This is a genomic window from Chamaesiphon sp. OTE_75_metabat_556 (assembly GCF_031378165.1).
Lineage (GTDB): Bacteria > Cyanobacteriota > Cyanobacteriia > Cyanobacteriales > Chamaesiphonaceae > Chamaesiphon.
In genome coordinates this window covers 1-18866 of sequence record NZ_JANNDR010000262.1, presented here as the reverse complement: position 1 = coordinate 18866, position 18866 = coordinate 1, and the positions used below count along the sequence as shown (strand labels likewise).

Here is an 18866-nt window from a genome sequence, read left to right as displayed (position 1 = left end):
GGCAAGAAACGATCGATCCCGATACCAACGAACCGATTATTTCTGGCTTCCAAGGTACGAGTATGGCTGCGCCGCATGTTGCTGGCGTGGCTGCTTTGATCGAATCAACTGGTGTCACCGCACCCGATGAAGTCTTCGCCGTTCTCCAACAATCCGTCCGCAAAATCGAGGCAGATCCGCAGAACTTCTACGGTGCTGGGCATCTCGATGCGGCTAGTGCGGTCAAACTCGCCCAAAAAGGCAAGATCACCTTCAATGATTTCTTCCGCTGGTTGCGCGATAATGGTTATCTCAATCTCCGGTTCTGGATCGATGGTGGTGCGGTTGCTTTATTACCCAAGGTCGCGATGGTACTCGGTTCGTATCTGCTCGCCTTCTTGATTCGCAATTACGTCCCCTTTGGTTTCCCTCTCTTTAGCGGGATGATTGCGGGTAGCAGTGGGTTGTTCTTCCTCAAAGGATTCTATGTCTTCGACTTACCCCAAGCCCCATTCCGCCTGTTGGGTAGCTCGATTCCCGAATTGGGAAATGCGATCGCCGGTAACAGTATTTTAAATCCGGTGTTCGCCAGTGTCCTTATTCCGCTACTATTACTAGTGTTCTGCTGGTCGCTTCCTCAGGGAAAATGGTTTGCAGTCGGTACTAGTTTGGGTGTAGCTGCTTGTCTGTTGGTGAGTGCAGTCGTCTCTCCCCAAGTCTGGCTACTCGGTGACAGCGGGATCGCTCGTGGTTTCTTGGTAGTAAATGGGTTGTTGTGTTTTGGTTTAGCAAGGTTCGCAGCGAGCGGAGATTCTCAAACAGTATGATTACGGCGATCGGTGAAATTGAACATAAAGGTTTTGGTACTGGTGCGTGGGCATTGGTAGCGGAGGATGGCACGACTTACGAGTTGTTGGATTGCCCTCGCGATTTACGTCGAGTTGGATTGCATGTGAAGGTGCAGGGGACATTAAATGATGATGTCATGACCCTGGCGATGATTGGGAAGGTCTTAAATGTCAATTCGTTTGAGATTTTAGAAAATCCTTCTTCGGTTGAATAAATACTAGTTGTGAATAATATAAGGTAGGGACAGAGTTTTTGTCCCTACCTTTGTCGTTTTCGATCGAACCAACCGAGGCAACTACCCGATCGCCATACCACAGAGGCTAAAAAATCGCCTGATCGTGTGCTAAAATACGATGTTTGGACTCTAAATATCAACTCTTCGACTTCTTGTAACGAGATGAATCGAGATATGTAGATGTAGGCGACACATTATTAACTGATTTAATTTAGTCAACGTGCGTGTACATCGATAGGAGGCGGATTAAGACTGAAGAGAACACCACTAGGATAAACTATAATATTGCATGGCCAGTCAGAAAACAGTAGATATCGGCTTCACCCTCGACGATTTCGCAGCCTTACTCGATAAATACGATTACCACTTTAGCCCTGGCGATGTCGTTGCTGGTACCGTATTCAGCTTGGAGCCACGGGGTGCGCTGATTGACATTGGCGCGAAAACTGCCGCCTATATTCCGATCCAGGAGATGTCGATCAACCGTGTCGATCAGCCTGAAGAAGTCTTACAGTCTAACGAGACTCGCGAATTTTTTATCCTCACCGATGAGAACGAAGACGGGCAACTGACCCTCTCAATCCGCCGGATCGAGTACATGCGGGCATGGGAACGCGTCCGCCAGCTTCAAGCTGAAGATGCGACCGTTCGCTCCCAAGTATTCGCAACCAACCGTGGTGGTGCCCTCGTCCGCATTGAGGGGTTGCGCGGATTTATTCCTGGCTCTCACATCAGCACCCGCAAAGCCAAGGAAGAATTAGTTAACGAAGAACTCCCCCTCAAGTTCCTCGAAGTTGATGAAGATCGCAACCGTCTTGTCCTGAGTCATCGTCGCGCACTAGTCGAACGGAAGATGAATCGTCTGGAAGTTGGCGAAGTGGTGATCGGTTCGGTACGCGGCATCAAACCTTACGGTGCGTTCATCGACATCGGTGGCGTCAGCGGATTATTGCACATTTCCGAGATTTCTCACGACCACATCGATACGCCACATAGCGTCTTCAACGTCAACGATGAAGTCAAAGTGATGATCATCGATCTAGACGCCGAGCGCGGTCGGATCTCGCTGTCTACCAAGCAATTGGAGCCAGAACCAGGTGACATGATCAAAAATCGCGATCGTGTCTATGAAATGGCTGATGAAATGGCCGCTAAATATCGCGAGATGTTGCTAGCTAAAGCTTCTGGTCAGCCCTTAGAATCGATCGAGCTTCCTACTGCTGTCGAAGAGCCGCTCGATCTAGTCGAAGAAGAAATCCCCTCAGCGATGGAAGAAGCTGAAATCCCACCAGAACCAGTAGTAGCAGAAGCTACCGAAGAAGTAGTTGCCGAAGAAGTAGTTACCGAAGTCTAAGTCAAATTTGATTTCTACTAGCTAAAATAATAAAAAGAGGGCTAGCCCCTCTTTTTATTTTCACAGCGCGAGAACGATTGCACGAGGTTCAATTTTCCCACCTAAAAACCCAGTTATCAATTATTCACTATCAATTATCAATTAATTTAACTATGCCTCCAAAATGGCCGCGCGAACCCGATCGAAACGACCCCGAATATCGGAGATTAGACGATATCTGGACTTTTGCCGCCAATGTTGCTGTCTTTGCTGCTACCAATTCTGGCATGTGGTTCTTTAATATCTTCCTGCGTGCAAACTGGAGTTGGGCGGAATCAATGACCGGGATCTGGGCACTAGTGTTACTAGTTCACGCATTATACGTATTCAAGATCGCCAACTACTCCCCAAAATCTAATGGCTAACAATCAACAAATCGAAGACCTCGCAGCCGAAATCGGCGATAAAGTCTATATCGACGTCGCTAAATGGCACCTCTATCTCAAAGATGCCAAACTTCATACCACTGTAGCCGAACAAGTATTTCCATTACTAAATAACGGCCTCAATGGCGACAAACTCACCGAAATCCTGACCAATATCTCGATCGATCTCGGCGGCGGCAGACTCAAAACATCCCTGCTCAATCTGATCCCTGTCACTGCTCAAGCCCGCCTCATGGATGTTCTCCAAGACTATGAGCGAGATATGTAGATATTGCTTGCGGAATCTCTAGCTGTTGGGTGTTGCTATCGCGCGACCCAATCTACAGAAGATCGATCCACTCTACTCCCAACTCCCAACTCCCAACTTATCGATGATTGACCTTGTAGACATTAAACGCGATATTAACATCCTGACCGATCGCCTGGGCAAGACCCAGCAATATCTTTGACGTCCCCGCACTAACGGCCAAAATTCAAGACTTAGAGCAAGTAGCTGCCCAGCCAGAATTTTGGGATAACCAAAATGTGGCGCAAGCTGCCATGCAAGAACTTAACGACTACAAATCTCACCTAGAGCAGTTTCAAGGCTGGCAAAACAGCGTCACCGATGCCCAAACTGCCTTAGAACTGCTGGAACTCGAACCAGACGAGGCTCTGTACCAAGAAGCCAAATCCAACCTCTCCCAGATGAGTGTAGAACTCGATCGATGGGAACTAGAACAACTATTATCAGGGACATACGATGCGAAGGGGGCAGTTCTTACAATCAATGCCGGGGCAGGGGGTACGGATGCCCAGGATTGGGCTGAGATGCTCCTGCGGATGTACACCCGTTGGGCGGAGGCTCGCAATTTCAAAGTCCAGCTTGCCGAAATCTCCGAAGGAGAAGAAGCCGGACTAAAATCCGCGACGCTAGAAATCGAGGGGAAATATGCCTACGGTTATCTTCGCAGTGAGAAAGGTACCCATCGTCTCGTCAGAATCTCGCCCTTCAATGCCAATGACAAACGGCAAACGAGTTTTGCAGGCGTGGAAGTGATGCCGCTGATTGATAATTCCGTCCAGCTCGATATCCCCGACACCGATCTGGAAATCACGACCACCCGTGCGGGCGGTAAAGGCGGACAAAATGTGAATAAGGTCGAAACAGCCGTGCGGATTGTTCACAAGCCGACAGGGGTCGCCGTGCGCTGTACTCAGGAGCGCAGTCAACTTCAGAACAAAGAGAAAGCTCTAGTAATTCTCAAAGCGAAATTACTGATTATCGCCCAGGAGCAAAAGACTAAAGAGATCGCTGAAATTCGGGGTGATGTGGTGGAAGCTGCCTGGGGTCAACAAATTCGCAACTATGTGTTTCATCCCTATCAAATGGTCAAGGATCTGCGGACAAGTGTGGAGACAACAGCCGTTGGTGATGTGATGAATGGCGAAATTAATGAGTTTATCGAAGCTTATCTGCGGCAAGAAAATCAGATGGTGGGTGAGTAGTCGATCTAACAGGGCAAACACAAGGGTTAGCCATACAAACTTTTCGACTCAATTTTGAAAATGCTATATTTTACCTAGAAAATGGGTAGCCTAATATTGCAGATTTACTGGTTTTAAGCTGTTCGATGAGAACTAATTTATCTAAAGGCAAACTTATAAAATGGAATGACGAACGTGGGTTCGGTTTTATTCAAGCTATCGATAGCAGTCAAGAAGTTTTCTTGCACATTTACGAACTCAAAGATGCAACGCGTCGCCCACAAGTAGATGATACCATTTACTACTATGTTGTAGCTGAGAAAGATGGTAAACGTCGTGCTAATAACGCTTTTATTTTAGGAGCGAGAAAGAAGCCAGCGTTATCCTCCCGATCTTTGATTAGCATGGCAACCTCGCCTTTCCTGATCCAGAAGATATTACTACTTTCAATTTTGCCTTTACTTTGCTCGATTCATTTTTTTGCAACGATACGTAATCCACTGCCACTCGTCCTCTATCCGATAATGAGTGTCTTTACTTATGCCTTATATGCTGATGATAAGTCTCGTGCAAATCGAGGAAAGTGGAGAATCTCAGAGCAGAATCTGCATTTATGGGAACTTGCAGGTGGATGGTTAGGTGGATTTGCTGGGCAGCAAATCCTACGCCATAAAAACAAAAAAAAGTCTTATCAGATTAAGTTTTGGACGATCGTCATCATCCACCAAGCTGGTTGTTTGTGCTGCCTACTTCTAGTGCGATAGCACAAATTCACCTAAAGAGACTGACTCGCCCAGTAGTTGGCAACTTCTAAAGCTGCCGCTACTACCCGAAAATGCTCATCCTGCTGGAGCTGGGAGATCGCAGCCTTGGTAGCCGGATTTTGGAGGCTTTGGAGCGCGATCGCAGCTCGCCACCGATTGCGCCAGATAGGATCTTTACATAATTCTAAAAGTAACGCTAACGATCGATCAGCTACAGGTGAAGTTAATAAATGTCCCAGTGCCAAAATCCCCACCTCTTTTACTGATTGTGTCTCATCGGCGATCGCGATTTCAGAAATAGTTAAAAGTTCTGAATGATAATTAGTATCGAGTAATAAGGGGATAATACTTTGACGGACTAACCAACTATCGGTCTTCCGAAATAAAGTTACTAATAATGGGATTGCGCGATCGCCAAAATCGACGATCGCATTTGCCGCTTCACCCATGACATTCGGATCGCCATCGCTGTTAATCACACCTGTTAGGAGTTGAAATGACGCCTCGACCCGATGATTGCCCAAGCCCATCACCGCCAGCCGCCGTTGGATAAAATCAGTAGATGTTAATAATCGGGCGAGTAATGGGATAGCTAAATCGGCAGGAACCTGGGCTAATTTGTCTAATGCTACTCTTTGTTTATCGATCGCGCGACCGCGTAAATCTCGATCAATCTGCTCTAGATCGATCTGCAATTCATCATTGTCAGACATTCAATTATTCAGAGGTGGGAGCTAGACTTAAATTTTACACTTAATTTAAATCATCGGGGGCTACAATCGATGTTAGGTATCGATCGATTCGATACGTTCGAGCGCAAATTGGCTAGGTGCTAAATTTTGACTCGATCGACTATCAACTATCAACTATCAACTATTCCCAGAATGCGCCAAACAACTTATGATGTCGTGCTGTATGGAGCTAGTGGCTTCGTCGGACAGCAAACTGTGCGGTATTTTGCCGAGCATACTCAGCCTGGTGAAGTGCGGTGGGCGATCGCCGGTCGCGATCGCCAGAAGTTAGAATCAGTGATGGCTCAAGTTGGGGTGGATGTCGATATCCTCGTGGCGGATAGTCAGGATCGGGCGGCGATCGATGCGATCGGATCGCAAACGCGGGTAGTGTTGAATACAGCGGGGCCATTTGGGGTATATGGAGATGAAATTGTGGCGGCTTGCGTACGCCACCAAACGCATTATGTGGATATTACGGGCGAAACGCCGTGGGTGAGGGATTTAATCGATCGACACCACACTCAAGCTGCTGCGGATGGGACGCGGATTATTCCTTGTTGTGGCTTTGATTCGGTGCCGTCGGATTTGGGTGCGTATCTGGTGGTGCGTTATCTCCAGCAGGAACGCGGGGTGGATTGTCAGCAGGTGAAGGCTTATTATCAAGCGGCTGGCGGGTTTAATGGTGGTACATTGGCTTCGGGTTTAGATCTTTACGATCGCGGTCAATTGGAGCGAGTTACTAACCCGTTTTTGCTCAATCCGCCGGAATCCGTACCGACAGATCTAGAGCGGCATCGTGACCCCATTACGCCGCAATTCGATGGAGATGTGGAGACTTGGACTGCACCATTTTTTATGGGGCCGGTGAATACGCGGATCGTGCGGCGGAGTTGGGCGTTATTCGATCGATGGCAGGAGTCTTATGGGGCGGATTTTGGTTATCAGGAATATTTGAAGTTCGATCCGCAGTGGGGGTGGTTGCCAGCGGCGGCGATGGTGGGAGGTTTGGCGTTAATTGCTGGCGCGATTCAGGTGCCGCCCTTGCGTGCACTGTTACTGAAGGGGATGCCGCAGCCAGGGACTGGCCCGACAGAGCAAGCGATGAATGAGGGGTGGTTTCGGTGCGAATTATTGGGCTGGGGGAGTGATGGCTCGCGGGTGCGGGGACTAATTGCCGATGTGGGCGATCCAGGCAATCGGGCGACTGTGAAGTTTGTGTGTGAGTCGGCGTTGGGGTTGGTGCTAGATTTTGATAGGTTGCCAGGTGGGATCGAGCGGGGTGGGGTGTTGACGCCAGCAACGGGGTTAGGGGCGGTGTTGGTGGCGCGGTTGAGGGCGGCGGGAATGCGGATTGAGGTTGAGAGTGTTGAGCCACAGACGATCGACTAGGTACGATCGCCCAAAACATTCACTCGATCGATGGTAAGTTAAATATTCTCGCCGAGACTGTGGGTAATCTAGTTAAATCACCCCACCTGATTCGATCGCAGCAGTTGACAGTTGGCAGTTGCGGCGCGCGCACGCCTTTGTTCCCCGACGTAAAAAGCGTGACAAGACAGACAGTTGAGAGTTAACGTAAAGCTGGAATTACCCACGAGCTGGAGATCGATGTTCGAGCTGCACAGTGTAATTTGGCTATTCTCATACTTGCTAATCCATGTATATTTACTTGCACGGTTTTGCGTCTGGGCCGGGATCTACCAAAGCCATCTATCTTCGGGAACAGTTTGCCAAAATTGGCATCGAGTTACAAGTTCCCGATCTCAATCAAGATGACTTTCCGCATCTGACAGTTTCACGACAGATCGCTCAAGTTGTCAATTTATTTCCTCAAGATGGCACTCCAGTCACGTTAATTGGATCTAGTCTCGGCGGATGGGTGTCAACAATCATCGCTCAAGACTATCCTCAAGTTGAGAAGTTAGTACTGTTGGCACCAGCTTTTGATTTTCTGAATCATTGGCTACCAAAAATTGGCGATCGCCAATTAAATTTGTGGAAAAACACCTATTATTTACCTATCTACCATCATGCTCTCAAAAATTTATCACCCCTACATTACAATTTCGTTGTTGACGCTCGTCGATATCCTCTTTCTCAGATCGATCGGGTCTTACCCACTCTAATTATTCATGGTATTAATGATGACGTAATTCCCATTTCTGCAAGTCGAGACTTTCGCAAAGATCGGCATTGGGTCGAGCTGCTGGAGTGGGAGAGCGACCACCAGCTTACCAATATCAGCGATCGAATTTGGACAGAGATTTGTGACTTCAGTCACTGATAAATGTATCGATCGTAACTTTTTATCGGCGATCGAGCCAATTGATCGCCGAATTACATTCATGTTGACTTACCTACATAAATTGTCGTAGAATATTAATTAATCTTAAAAATTAGTTAAGTGGCAGTGTCTAAAGCAGAGCGCACTAAACAAAAAATCGTTGAAAATGCTGCAATCGTTTTTAACAAACGTGGTTATTTTGGGTCTTCGATTGCCGATATTATGCGCCTGACCGGGTTGGCGAAAAGTGGCATTTATCATCATTTTAAAAGTAAAGATGAAATTGCCGTCGCGGCCTTTGACTATACCCTCGGTTTGATTCTCGAAGCTGCGCTGGCCAAAGTATCGATTCAAGAAACGGCGATTGATCGATTACACGCTTTTGCAGATAGTTTCAAAGGCTTTACCGCCCAGCCAATTGGGGCGGGTGGCTGTCCGATTTTGAACACAGCAGTGGAGAGTGATGATACCCACCCCCTGTTACGCACCCACGTCCAAGCCGCCGTCAATAATCTTCGCGCACTGATTGCCAGTATCGTTGAGCTAGGCATTCGCCAGGGCGAACTAGCTGATACTACCGACCACGAAAAAGTTTCAACGATTCTATTCGTGACGATCGAAGGAGCAATTATGATGAGCAAATTGTACGGTGACGATACTTATCTCGATCTCGCGATCGCTCATCTTCATGACTATATCAACGGATTAGCTACTGTCAAATAATTGGGTAGGGGCAATTCATGAATTGCCCCTACCCAATTATTTGTCCCAATTAAAATTCAGTGACAATGTTAAGTTGTCGGCGGTAAGATGACCCGTTTAGCCAAACCGAGCTTTTGCAATAATTGAATCGACCACCAAGTCATATCCAGTTCCCACCACTGCCAGCCACCTTTGGCGACATTGGGATACGCATGGTGATTATTGTGCCAGCCTTCGCCATAAGTCAGCAGAGCCGCCCACCAGAGATTGCGCGAATTGTCATCCGATTCGTGTGTCCGGTAGCCAGTGATGTGACTAGCCGAATTGATCAGCCAAGTACTGTGCCACAGAATCACCGCTCGGACAAATACACCATAAATCACAAACGACCAACCACCGATCGCATACAATAGCAATCCAACCGGGATTTGTAAAAACAGAAAATATTTATCGAGCCAGCGGTAGTAAGCATCTTTAGCTAAATCTGGTGCTGCTTTCTTATACTCATCAATGTTAAAGAAATTAGCTTTTGGGTAAAAAATCCACAACATGTGACTCCACCAGAACCCCCGCTTCGCCGAGTAGGGATCTTTGTCCCAATCTTCGGTATACAAGTGGTGCTGGCGATGTCCGGCTACCCAGAAAATCGGGCCGCCTTGGAGTGCTAATGCGCCGAGGGTCGCAAAGACATATTCGAGCGGTTTGGGTACCTGAAAACTGCGGTGTGTCAGCAAGCGGTGAAAGCCCAAACAAATCCCGATCGATCCAAACAGCCAATGCAATACGATTGCCGCTCCGAGTGCCGACCAATTAAAATACCACGGTGCCGCCAAAGCGATTAGATGAAAAGAGCCAAAAAAGAATACATTCGTCCAACTTAGTGGTGCCGTTTCCTTCGGCTGCGAGCTATGCTCGCGCTTCTCTAACAAATTAGCAGTCATAAATAATTAGGTTTGAGGTTTGAGGTTTTAGGCTGTGGATTTTAAGTTCCCCTCATCCCTAACCGCTAATCCCCAACCCCTAATTTGGACATTGGGTTCGGCATCTAGGTATAGTAGAAAGAGGAGTTGCAAGTAACGCTTGCATTTACATCCTAACAAGCTTTTTTTGATTGTGCAAGTATCACTTGCATATTCGGTCGATCGCTACTTCAGTAAGTTGATATAACCAATACCCCATGACATCTTCTCGTAATCTGAACCGCCAAAAAATCATCCAGGCCGCGATCGAATTATTTGCCAGCCAGGGGGTGAGTGAGACGACGACCAAGCAGATTGCGGAACTCGCGCAGGTAAATGAGGTAACTTTGTTTCGCCAATTTGGGAATAAACATGGCTTATTGCTGGCGGTAATTGAAGACGCGGATGTGTTCGCGCAATTGGGACAGAGTTTGACCACAGAATTACCACCAGCGAGTAATTTGGCAGAAATGCTCCGCACCTATGCCAATACCTGTCTCCAAGCCCTAGAACAAACTCCCGCCGTGATTCGATCGCTCGTTGGTGAATCGGGGCAATATTCCCCCGAAAATCGCCAAGGCTTGGGACGCAGTTTCGATCGAGCCAATCGCCGCGTTGCTAAGTATTTAAAAACTAATATCGGCGAATCGCAGTCGGATTTACAGTTACCGATCGAGCAATTAACCAGCTTGTTGCATACCTTATTATTCGGCTATGCGACGATCGAATTAACTAGCGAATTTCATGGTTTGTGGCGCGACCGAGCGGATTTTCTCGATCGAGTGGTGGCATTATTTCTAGCTGGTGCGGTGGCTGGAACTTCGCCACAATTAACTGTAGCTACTAGCTCCGAACATCTGGTAATTCAACTCGATTTACCCGAAGCAATCGTGCATCAAATCCTTCAGCAAGCCAAAAAACATAGTCTGCAAACCAACGCGTTGGTTTATGTTTTATTTGGAGCGGGATTGAGTGCGAATGAGCTGGTGTCATTGACTCGATCGAATCATTTGAGTAGTAGCGATCGCCAATTATTGCAAATAACGCACGGCTCGGCGCGTCAAGTACCAGTCAATCAATGGATTCTCGGTAAACGCTACGGTTCCTATCTCAAAAATCCCCTCACACAATGGCTTAGAAGCCGCAAAGACACTAATCCGGCTCTATTCATCAATTCGGATGGAATGGCATTAACACAGGCAGATTTGAGCCAACTGTGGCAACAATCGATTGGCGAACTGTTAGCCCCGATGGGCGCACCACCGACGATCGAGCAGGCTCAAGCTACTTGGTGTGTGGAAATGATCGTGAGGGGATTATCGATCGAAGCGATGCAAGTACTGACCGGATGGGAAATCAGTCAACTCGAACCTTATGTACTTCGAGCCAAAGAGTTGACAGTTTTAGCACAGGCATTTACTGTCGATACAGCATCGCGATCGATCTAGTTGGAGTTTGAGTAGCATTGGCACCAACCACCGAGTTAAGGATTCTGAATTAATCGAAACCTGCTTCTGAAGCGGGTTTTTGCTGAGAGCGGAAAATCTTTCTAGAGTTTACTGACACGGTATCAACAGATCGAGATGGAGGAGGATTTAGTGGACTTTTGCGGTCGATCATTGGCGTAGCCTCTGTGCCAGAGAATCGAAGTTTACACCGAACATCATCTCAGGACTCGATCAAGTTATGCTATTGGAATTTAACCCCGATGTTGATGTCCTGGTTTGCTCGACAAGGCGATCGAGTATTACGCCCAAAACAAATCGCGATTTTTGAAGCTTGTGCGATCGGGTTAATCTCTGCGCTGGCAGCGGTTAGTCTCAAACAGTCGGTATTGTGGTTGGAAGGCTGGCGGGTGGGTTTGACGGGCATCTATCCAGCTTGGCTGGTACTCCCGCTGGTGGGGATTGTCGGTGGGGGTTTGAGTGGCTTACTGGTGGAAAGATTCGCTCCAGAAGCAACTGGCAGTGGTATTCCTCAAGTTAAGGCTGCGTTAGGGTATGTCCCGATCGCCTTGGATCTACGGGTGGCGGTGGTAAAATGGCTGGGCACTTGTCTCTCACTTGGTACTGGCTTAGTTCTGGGGCGACAAGGCCCCACCGTGCAGATTGGCGCAGCTCTAGCCGCTCAATTGAGCTATTGGACAAATACTTCTCCCACCTATCAACGTCAATTGATTGCCGCAGGAGCAGCGGCGGGGCTAGCTGCAAGTTTTAATGCACCGCTGGCAGGGGTAATATTTGTTATTGAAGAACTCTTACAAGATTTGCCCGATCTGACTTTGGGGACAGCGATTATCGCGGCAGTAGTGGGTGGGGTGGTTTCATTGGGGCTGGGTGGGCGCGGGATGATTCCCGATTTGAATAATCTTCAGATCCAATTTTCCGTGGCTGAGATTCCCCTGCTGATGGTGGTGGGGATGCTGGGCGGATTAGTGGGTGCGATTTGCAATCGGAGTTTACTAGCAAGTTTGCAGTTCTATCACGATCGATTTCACGGTCGATCGTTAGCTGTTAAAATCGCTGTAGCTGGTGGCGTCACCGGAATTATTACTTCTCTCTTGCCAGATGCTTTACAAGGGAGTAGAGATTTAAAAGATTTTTTGGTAATTGGTGATATTCAATGGCAAACCGCAGCCTGGATTTTGGTGAGTCAATTTTTGATGTGCTTAGTCGCATTTGGTTCGACGGCTCCAGGCGGACTATTATCACCGAGTTTGGTTTTGGGTGCCGCGTTGGGAAATTTAGTAGCTACAGGTATTCAGAGTGGCTATCATAGCGATCTGCTGCCCTTCAATCCGATTCTGAGTTCGCCGACAGTTTACGCTCTAACAGGGATGAGCGCGGTGTTTAGTGCCATTACCCGCCGCCCAATCATGGCGATTGCCCTCGTCTGGGAAATGACTGCTCAGTTCGATCTAATTTTACCCCTAATGATTGGCTCTGTCGTTGCCTATCTAGTCGCTGAACAACTATTTCCCGACTCTATTTATCAACATTTACTCACCCGCAAGGGAATTAATATCGAACGTCCAAATTTAGCAGATCGACGGTGGGAAGGTTTAATCGCCGCTGACATCATGCAACGGCGGGTGGAGACACTTGCTAGTCAAATGCCGATCGAAGAAGCTATCCAAGCCTTTGCGCGTTCCCACCATCGGGGATTTCCGATTCTAGATGAGGGTATATTAGTTGGCATCCTCACTCAGAGCGATTTGGCTGCGCTCCCATCCCAGCTTTGGGATCTGAACACGCCCCTGAGTAAAATCATGACAAAGCGGGTAATTACAGTTACGCCCCAAGATACGCTCACATCCATCTTGCATTTATTAGATCGCCATCAAGTCAGTCGTTTGCCAGTGATTGAGGGGCGCAGACTGGTGGGAATCATTACCCGTGCCGATATTATTCGCTGTGAAGCCGAGCGGGTAAGTAGTAAGATTAGTCTCCTCAAACCACAACCAAATCCCTCTTATCTCGTCTATCAAACTCGATCTCCAGCTACGGGTAAGGGACGATTACTAGTACCCCTGAGCAATCCCCACACTGCCGATCTCCTACTGCGACTGGCTGCGGAAATAGCCAGAGAAAACGACTACGAATTAGAATGCCTCTGTGCGATCGTCATCCCTCATGCCAGTTCCCCGACTGAAACCGCTGTAGATATTAGATCTAGTCGTCAACTATTAGAACGAGCCACCGCCCAAGGCAAAATCTGGGATATTCCGGTACATACTCAAATCCGCGTCGCTCACGATCCGGCTAGTACCATTCTAGAGACAATTAAAGAGCGACATATCGATCTCCTTTGCATGGGTTGGCAGGGTAAAACATCTACTCCAGGTCGGATGCTTGGGAATACCGTGGATACGGCAATTAGACAAGCTCCTTGTCCGGTGGTATTAATTAAATTGGGTAAAAAGTTGCAAAATGTCAGCCAATTATCAGCAAAAAATGAGCTTTTAAATCCACAAAGTGCGGTGGAAGCTATGTTACGGCTGACTAATCTCAATCGTTGGCTAGTGCCAATTTCTGGCGGCCCTAATATGCCGTATGCTCTAAAGTTATTGCCAGCTTTAATTTCTTTCAGTCGCGATCCAGAGATTTACCTCTGTCAATTTTTCGATCCTACTAATTCCCAGCCAGATCTGGACAACTTAACTATAACTGCCGATTTTGTTCGACAATACCTAAGCATTCCCACCACTATTAGACCGCTCTATTCTGATGCGATCGCTGCTACGGCGATCGATCTTGCCACCGAGAAAAAATGCGATGCAATTATCTTGGGAGCGAGTCGGGAGGGTTTACTCCAACAGACAATTCAAGGGAATATTCCCGAAGCGATCGCGCAGGGTTCTGACTGCACGGTTATTGTAGTCAGAGCGGCAACTTCCGAGTCAAATTAATGCCATGTCAAAGAGATTGCTCGAACTCAATCATACTCCCTCAACACATACCCTACACCACGGACTGTATGCAGTAGACGTTTAGGATTGTTTATTTCTAACTTGAGGCGTAAGGCACGAATATAGACTTCAATGATATTTGATTCACCCATAAAATCATAACCCCAAACTTTTTCCAGTATTTGGTCGCGGGTCATCACTTGGCGAGGATGTCGAAGTAAATATTCCAATAGATCGAATTCTTTGGCAGTTAACTCAATTAATTTGGTGTTTCGATAAACTTCATGAGTGAGTCGATTTAAGGTTAAATCTTCAAATTCAAACGCATCCGAATCTCCGGGCTGTATTCGTCTTAATCTAGCTTTTACTCTGGCAAGTAATTCTTCAATACTAAAAGGTTTAGTGACATAATCATCCGCGCCAGCATTTAATCCCGCGACTCGATCGGGAATTTCATCTTTAGCGGTGAGCATAATAATCGGTACCTGAATCCCGGTCGATCTCAACCGCAGACACAAATCTAGACCAGAGATCCCTGGCAGCATCCAATCTAAAATCAATAGATCTGGTTGCAGATTGCGGGCGATTGTCAATCCATCTAAACCATTTGTAGCAACAGTAACCTGATAGCCTTCTAAGATCAGCTCTTCTTCAATAAAACCCGCCAATTTTGTGTCATCTTCAACTAGCAGAATTCGATCGTTCATAAGTTACCCTTACTGATTAGATACAGATGATGGTTTCCAGATTGGCAAGGAAATTGTAAAAATACTCCCTTCATTGGGTTTCGATCGCAGTGTAATTTTACCGTTCATCCCTTCAATTAAGCTTTTAGAAATCGCCAAACCCAAACCCGTCCCATCCCGCGAACGAGTTGACGATCCTTCTGCTCGATAAAATCGCTCAAAAATCCGGTTTTGATGTTCTAGTGCAATCCCAATCCCCCGATCTTGGACGTGAACGATCGCCCAATCTGCGGTTTGTTCGAGGATTAGCTCGATCGGACTATTCGAGTACTTAATCGCATTATCGACAAGATTAATTAATACTTGCATCAGCCGATCTTGATCTGCTAGGGCAACAACATCATCTGAAGTTGTTGACACTGAAATCGGATACTTGCTGACTTTCTGACTCATCTCGACGACTTCGGCAATCAGGGTATTGAGAACTACCGGACTGTGGCGAAAATGGAGATTACCACTATCAGCACGAGCGAGATCGAGTAAATCTTGGAGCATTCTAATCGTTCGATCGGTTTCAGCGATCGCTGTTTCTAGGGCGTGTTGCTGATGAGTACTAAGATTATCCCCCCGTCGCAATAAACTTTGAAGGTAGCCGAGGACAACAGATAGCGGTGTGCGAAGTTCGTGGGAAACATTGCCCACAAATTGACGCTGTTGCTCCCATGCCCCTGACAATCTCACTGTCATTTCATTAAAGGCGGTTGCCAGTCCCAGAACCTCATCGGGTGCTTGCTGAAGTTCGAGTTGAGCCGCACCCAGATCGTCAGCAGAAACGTTGCTGGCAATTTGGCTCATTTGCCCCAATGGTTGAAGTGTTTTGCGAATTCGCTGGGAGATGGCGATCGTTAGCAGGAAAATTGCGAGAATGCCGATCGCAATTAGACGATTAATGCCAGTGGTTAATTGATGTCGATCGCTCGTAACATCTTGAGAAAGGTATACTTTGCCCACCAGTTTACCATTGACGTTCAGGGGATTCCCACATAAAACTAGATAGCGATCGCCAAATTGGACGATCGTGGGTTTGACAGGTGCTGCGGTTTGGGTGAAAGCATTCAGTAGATTGGGCGAGGGCTGATTTATCCCTGAAGACTTGCCCAGAATCTTGCCGTCAGGCTCTTGCACCCAGATCGATACTCCCGAAGTCGAAAGCTTATCGATCGTCCGTTCTAGCCCCACCTCCACAGTTTTTGCTTCACTATACATTTCCACCTGTTCGGGAAAACGCATGGCTACATACTCCAGCAATTGCTTGTGAGATGTCACTAAATTTTGCTCCATTTGCCATCCCGCCCAGAATGCGACAGCACTCACTCCAATGGCAGAGAGTGTCACCAATTCTAGAGTCAATCGAAACTGCAACGAAGTCGGTGAAATTCGCAGTCTGAATAAGTTACGGATCGGTTTGGGGACAAGGTTCTGGCGGGGCATTAGTCGATCGGGAATAGTTGAAAGAATTAAAAAATCTCAGCAGTAGCGCGCAGGGGATTTCCCAAAGGGAAGGCTCCGCCAACGAATTCAAAGCGGCGATCGTAATCTGTCGCACCATAGAGATTGAAGCTAATCGTCGGTTCGTCACCGATGGCTTCAATCTGATGGATGGCATCAGGAGTGAAGCAAAGAATGTCGCCAGGGGTGAGAATTCGATCGCCGCTGGCTTTGATGCGATCGGGAAATTCGGTGTTTGGCGATCGCTGCCAAAAAGTGTTTTTTTCTTGTCCATCTAACAGTGCCACAATTCCCCAGGTAGCATGATTGTGGACTGGGGAAGCTGTTCCTGGCGACCAAACCACCGTTTGAATCGTCAGCGGGAAATCTGGCTCATCATAGAGCATCTGCACCGACCAACCCGTTTCGGGATCTGGCGGCAAAAAGTTCAGTTGCAACCACTCACAACTATTCAGCAGCCGTCGGACGAGGGGACAGATGCGTTGGAGGCGAATGCGATCGTCACTTTCTCGATCGACGATATCTTCAACATCAGTCAGGAAGCGATAGAGCCGATAGGGTCGATCGATCCAATTCGCCTGTTCGTCAGTGTCACAAGGTATACACCGTCCTTCATCTGTCGCCAACCAGTCTTTCTCCAACATATTTGCTCCCCTAGTACCCGATCTCAAGTTTAAGAGAAGTATTCGAGATCTAAGTGATCCCTACCTAATGGCAAGATGAATTTTTGCTGAAGATGGCAATCTTTTACTGTCTTACAAGAAGAACACGAAGGCAAATCCCCTCCAAGGAGAGGTGCCGCAGGCGGGGTGGGTAGATCTCCGCATTAGGACAGATCCCCGACTTCGCGAAGAAGTCGGGGATCTCACATCTCACTCACAATATTTAGATCGCAAATTATTTTATCTAATCTCCATGTCTTCTTCATCTGAGACTCATCTTGTCGAACTTTAATGATATTCAAGCCCAAAAGATTGAGCACACAAAACCAACACCCAAGTATTTCTAAAAAGAGAATCCCATGAAAGTTAAATTTCTTGCTGCATTTGCTGCCATTTCCCTCCTCAGCATCGTGACTGCTGCACCAACCATCATCTTTGGTGTAACCCCCGCAGTTGCCAATCCCTGTGCTTCTAAGCCAAACCCTTGCGCTGCGAAACCAAATCCCTGTGCTGGTAAAGTCAAAGCTGCTAATTCCGTTGGTGGCCCATTAGCGAAACAATTACAAGGCAAACCAGTAGTTGTGGATATCTATGCTAGTTGGTGCCCTGCTTGCAAAAATATTGCCCCCACTGTTTCCAAAATCAAGCAGCAGTATGGTAACAAAATCACTTTCGTAACATTAGATGTGTCTGACAAAGCTAGTTCTGCAAAAGCAGAAGCCAAGGCTAAACAATTAGGTCTGAGTAAGTTTTTCGCAGCTAACAAAACTCAAACTGGTTCACTCACGATCGTCGATCCAGCCACCGGAAATATCTTGGGACAGGAACGTAATAATGCTGAACTAAGTGCTTATTCCAGTGTACTAGATTCCGCGATCGCTAAAAAGTAGATCCGTTCGCAATCCGCTTTTTGTTAGCCAGCGACTAAAGTCGCCACTAGTGATGCAAAGTTCGCCTATGCGGACTAATTAGAAAAAATATTCACAAAAAATATGAAACTTAAATATCTTGCGGTACTTGCCGCTATTTCATTGTTAAGCCTGACAACTGCTTGCTCGACACCTTCGGCAACAGCACCAAGCAACAATGTCGCAGGTGAAAGTAAAGTCGATCCTTGCGCTGGGAAAAAGGTCGATCCCTGTGCTGGCAAAAAATTAAGCGCGGCTTCTGTTGGTGGCCCATTAGCAAAAAAAATCCAGGGTAAACCTGTTGTCGTTGATGTTTACGCGAGTTGGTGCCCTGCTTGTAAAAATATTGCACCTACTGTTGCACAACTCAAACAAAAATATGCAGACAAAGTTGAATTTGTGGTGCTAGATGTATCCGACAAATCCACTACTGCTACTGCCGAAGCTAGAGCAAAAGAGCTAGGGCTGGGTAAATTTTTAACTGAGAATAAAACCCAAACTGGTTCGCTGATGATCGTCGATCCAGCTACTAGGAATATCTTGGCACAGCACCGCAACAATCCTGACTTAATGGCTTACACCAAAGTCTTAGATGCTGCTATTACTAAATAATGGAAATGGGATCGATCGTCAATATTAAGCAAATATCATGAAACCAGATCGAGAAAATAATATCATTGATATCACTCCACCACCGAATAGCCACAAACTAAACGTCCAAAAAATACCAAAAAAATGGGTTTTATTCGGTGGTCTAGCACTACTGGGTTTGGTATTAGCATTGCTCATTGCTGGCCCGATTTCTCAGGCACTCGAACACTTAATTTCATTTGTAGAAAACCGCTATCAAGAATGGTTTTCCAAACAAGATACTGCCAATCCTTTGGTACTGATGCCGCTGGCTTTTATTGGTGGTTTAATTGCCAGTGTTTCCCCCTGTA

General features: G+C 47.1%; 19 protein-coding genes and 1 pseudogene. 15 read left to right on the top strand and 5 right to left on the bottom strand.

Annotation, left to right across the window (positions count from 1 at the left end; genetic code table 11):
- From RMO27_RS10705 to RMO27_RS10675, 7 genes are all read left to right on the top strand, one after another.
- A partial coding sequence (locus tag RMO27_RS10705; protein ID WP_309732193.1) for a DUF5942 domain-containing protein occupies positions 1-806 on the top strand: 806 nt, incomplete at its 5' end.
- Complete coding sequence (locus RMO27_RS10700) at positions 803-1042, top strand: hypothetical protein (RefSeq protein ID WP_309732191.1); 240 nt, start codon at positions 803-805, stop codon at positions 1040-1042. The genes RMO27_RS10705 and RMO27_RS10700, both read left to right, overlap by 4 nt.
- Before the next feature lie 310 nt (positions 1043-1352).
- Positions 1353-2417: a 30S ribosomal protein S1 gene (locus RMO27_RS10695; protein WP_309732189.1), complete on the top strand. Its 1065-nt coding sequence runs from the start codon at positions 1353-1355 to the stop codon at positions 2415-2417.
- A 152-nt stretch (positions 2418-2569) separates the two neighbouring features.
- A complete protein-coding gene (locus tag RMO27_RS10690; RefSeq protein ID WP_309732187.1) occupies positions 2570-2821 on the top strand; it encodes a 2TM domain-containing protein in 252 nt (83 codons plus the stop codon).
- A complete protein-coding gene (locus RMO27_RS10685) occupies positions 2814-3110 on the top strand; it encodes a DUF3181 family protein (RefSeq protein WP_309732185.1) in 297 nt (98 codons plus the stop codon). Before RMO27_RS10690 ends, RMO27_RS10685 begins: the two co-directional genes overlap by 8 nt.
- A 103-nt stretch (positions 3111-3213) precedes the next feature.
- A protein-coding gene (prfB, locus tag RMO27_RS10680) for a peptide chain release factor 2 (RefSeq protein ID WP_309732183.1) occupies positions 3214-4330 on the top strand; the annotation gives its coding sequence in 2 pieces (ribosomal slippage) (positions 3214-3288 and positions 3290-4330; 1116 coding nt in all).
- Between the two features lie 125 nt (positions 4331-4455).
- Positions 4456-5073, top strand: coding sequence for a DUF1294 domain-containing protein (locus RMO27_RS10675; RefSeq protein WP_309732180.1), 618 nt, complete (start codon positions 4456-4458; stop codon positions 5071-5073).
- A gap of 11 nt (positions 5074-5084) precedes the next feature.
- Here RMO27_RS10675 and RMO27_RS10670 read toward each other — a convergent pair whose 3' ends face one another.
- A complete protein-coding gene (locus RMO27_RS10670) occupies positions 5085-5786 on the bottom strand; it encodes a HEAT repeat domain-containing protein (protein ID WP_309732178.1) in 702 nt (233 codons plus the stop codon).
- Between the two features lie 126 nt (positions 5787-5912).
- Here RMO27_RS10670 and RMO27_RS10665 point away from each other — a divergent pair, with 126 nt between their 5' ends.
- The 3 genes from RMO27_RS10665 (at position 5913) to RMO27_RS10655 (ending at position 8814) form a co-directional block, all read left to right on the top strand.
- Positions 5913-7196: a saccharopine dehydrogenase NADP-binding domain-containing protein gene (locus tag RMO27_RS10665; protein ID WP_309732176.1), complete on the top strand. Its 1284-nt coding sequence runs from the start codon at positions 5913-5915 to the stop codon at positions 7194-7196.
- A 268-nt stretch (positions 7197-7464) separates the two neighbouring features.
- Positions 7465-8091, top strand: a complete 627-nt coding sequence (locus RMO27_RS10660) for a YqiA/YcfP family alpha/beta fold hydrolase (RefSeq protein ID WP_309732174.1) — start codon at positions 7465-7467, stop codon at positions 8089-8091.
- Positions 8092-8217: 126 nt separating this feature from the next.
- Positions 8218-8814, top strand: coding sequence for a TetR/AcrR family transcriptional regulator (locus RMO27_RS10655; protein ID WP_309732173.1), 597 nt, complete (start codon positions 8218-8220; stop codon positions 8812-8814).
- A 68-nt stretch (positions 8815-8882) separates the two neighbouring features.
- Here RMO27_RS10655 and RMO27_RS10650 read toward each other — a convergent pair whose 3' ends face one another.
- Positions 8883-9734: a fatty acid desaturase gene (locus RMO27_RS10650; RefSeq protein ID WP_309732171.1), complete on the bottom strand. Its 852-nt coding sequence runs from the start codon at positions 9732-9734 to the stop codon at positions 8883-8885.
- Between the two features lie 236 nt (positions 9735-9970).
- On the opposite strand from RMO27_RS10650, the gene RMO27_RS10645 reads away from it, so the two are divergent.
- Together RMO27_RS10645 and RMO27_RS10640 are read left to right on the top strand one after the other, a co-directional pair.
- Complete coding sequence (locus RMO27_RS10645; protein WP_309732169.1) at positions 9971-11200, top strand: TetR family transcriptional regulator; 1230 nt, start codon at positions 9971-9973, stop codon at positions 11198-11200.
- 266 nt (positions 11201-11466) lie between these two features.
- Positions 11467-14160 carry a chloride channel protein gene (locus RMO27_RS10640; protein ID WP_309732167.1) on the top strand — a complete coding sequence of 898 codons (2694 nt, stop codon included), beginning with the start codon at positions 11467-11469 and terminating at the stop codon, positions 14158-14160.
- Positions 14161-14186: 26 nt separating this feature from the next.
- Here the strand turns inward: RMO27_RS10640 and RMO27_RS10635 are convergent, their stop codons facing one another.
- From RMO27_RS10635 to RMO27_RS10625, 3 genes are read right to left on the bottom strand one after another with little or no spacing between them, the layout of a single operon-like run.
- On the bottom strand, positions 14187-14867 hold the full coding sequence (locus RMO27_RS10635; protein ID WP_309732165.1) for a response regulator transcription factor: 681 nt from the start codon (positions 14865-14867) through the stop codon (positions 14187-14189).
- 9 nt (positions 14868-14876) lie between these two features.
- A complete protein-coding gene (locus RMO27_RS10630) occupies positions 14877-16337 on the bottom strand; it encodes a HAMP domain-containing sensor histidine kinase (RefSeq protein ID WP_309732163.1) in 1461 nt (486 codons plus the stop codon).
- Between the two features lie 26 nt (positions 16338-16363).
- Positions 16364-16999, bottom strand: a complete 636-nt coding sequence (locus tag RMO27_RS10625; protein WP_309732161.1) for a cupin — start codon at positions 16997-16999, stop codon at positions 16364-16366.
- A gap of 377 nt (positions 17000-17376) precedes the next feature.
- Here RMO27_RS10625 and RMO27_RS10620 point away from each other — a divergent pair, with 377 nt between their 5' ends.
- From RMO27_RS10620 to RMO27_RS10610, 3 genes and pseudogenes are all read left to right on the top strand, one after another.
- Positions 17377-17907 (top strand): thioredoxin domain-containing protein, encoded by a 531-nt coding sequence (locus RMO27_RS10620; RefSeq protein ID WP_309732159.1) that lies wholly within the window; start codon positions 17377-17379, stop codon positions 17905-17907.
- 102 nt (positions 17908-18009) lie between these two features.
- Positions 18010-18537, top strand: coding sequence for a thioredoxin domain-containing protein (locus RMO27_RS10615; RefSeq protein ID WP_309732158.1), 528 nt, complete (start codon positions 18010-18012; stop codon positions 18535-18537).
- Between the two features lie 37 nt (positions 18538-18574).
- Positions 18575-18866 (top strand): annotated as a pseudogene (locus RMO27_RS10610) (cytochrome c biogenesis protein CcdA); the annotation flags it as partial.

Excerpts from the sequence above, each read along its gene's own strand:
- RMO27_RS10700 (WP_309732191.1), top strand. The coding sequence starts at position 803 with ATGATTACGGCGATCGGTGAAATTGAACATAAAGGTTTTGGTACTGGT.
- RMO27_RS10695 (WP_309732189.1), top strand. The coding sequence starts at position 1,353 with ATGGCCAGTCAGAAAACAGTAGATATCGGCTTCACCCTCGACGATTTC.
- RMO27_RS10690 (WP_309732187.1), top strand. The coding sequence starts at position 2,570 with ATGCCTCCAAAATGGCCGCGCGAACCCGATCGAAACGACCCCGAATAT.
- RMO27_RS10685 (WP_309732185.1), top strand. The coding sequence starts at position 2,814 with ATGGCTAACAATCAACAAATCGAAGACCTCGCAGCCGAAATCGGCGAT.
- RMO27_RS10675 (WP_309732180.1), top strand. The coding sequence starts at position 4,456 with ATGAGAACTAATTTATCTAAAGGCAAACTTATAAAATGGAATGACGAA.
- RMO27_RS10670 (WP_309732178.1), bottom strand. The coding sequence starts at position 5,786 with ATGTCTGACAATGATGAATTGCAGATCGATCTAGAGCAGATTGATCGA.
- RMO27_RS10660 (WP_309732174.1), top strand. The coding sequence starts at position 7,465 with ATGTATATTTACTTGCACGGTTTTGCGTCTGGGCCGGGATCTACCAAA.
- RMO27_RS10650 (WP_309732171.1), bottom strand. The coding sequence starts at position 9,734 with ATGACTGCTAATTTGTTAGAGAAGCGCGAGCATAGCTCGCAGCCGAAG.
- RMO27_RS10645 (WP_309732169.1), top strand. The coding sequence starts at position 9,971 with ATGACATCTTCTCGTAATCTGAACCGCCAAAAAATCATCCAGGCCGCG.
- RMO27_RS10640 (WP_309732167.1), top strand. The coding sequence starts at position 11,467 with ATGTCCTGGTTTGCTCGACAAGGCGATCGAGTATTACGCCCAAAACAA.
- RMO27_RS10635 (WP_309732165.1), bottom strand. The coding sequence starts at position 14,867 with ATGAACGATCGAATTCTGCTAGTTGAAGATGACACAAAATTGGCGGGT.
- RMO27_RS10630 (WP_309732163.1), bottom strand. The coding sequence starts at position 16,337 with ATGCCCCGCCAGAACCTTGTCCCCAAACCGATCCGTAACTTATTCAGA.
- RMO27_RS10625 (WP_309732161.1), bottom strand. The coding sequence starts at position 16,999 with ATGTTGGAGAAAGACTGGTTGGCGACAGATGAAGGACGGTGTATACCT.
- RMO27_RS10620 (WP_309732159.1), top strand. The coding sequence starts at position 17,377 with ATGAAAGTTAAATTTCTTGCTGCATTTGCTGCCATTTCCCTCCTCAGC.
- RMO27_RS10615 (WP_309732158.1), top strand. The coding sequence starts at position 18,010 with ATGAAACTTAAATATCTTGCGGTACTTGCCGCTATTTCATTGTTAAGC.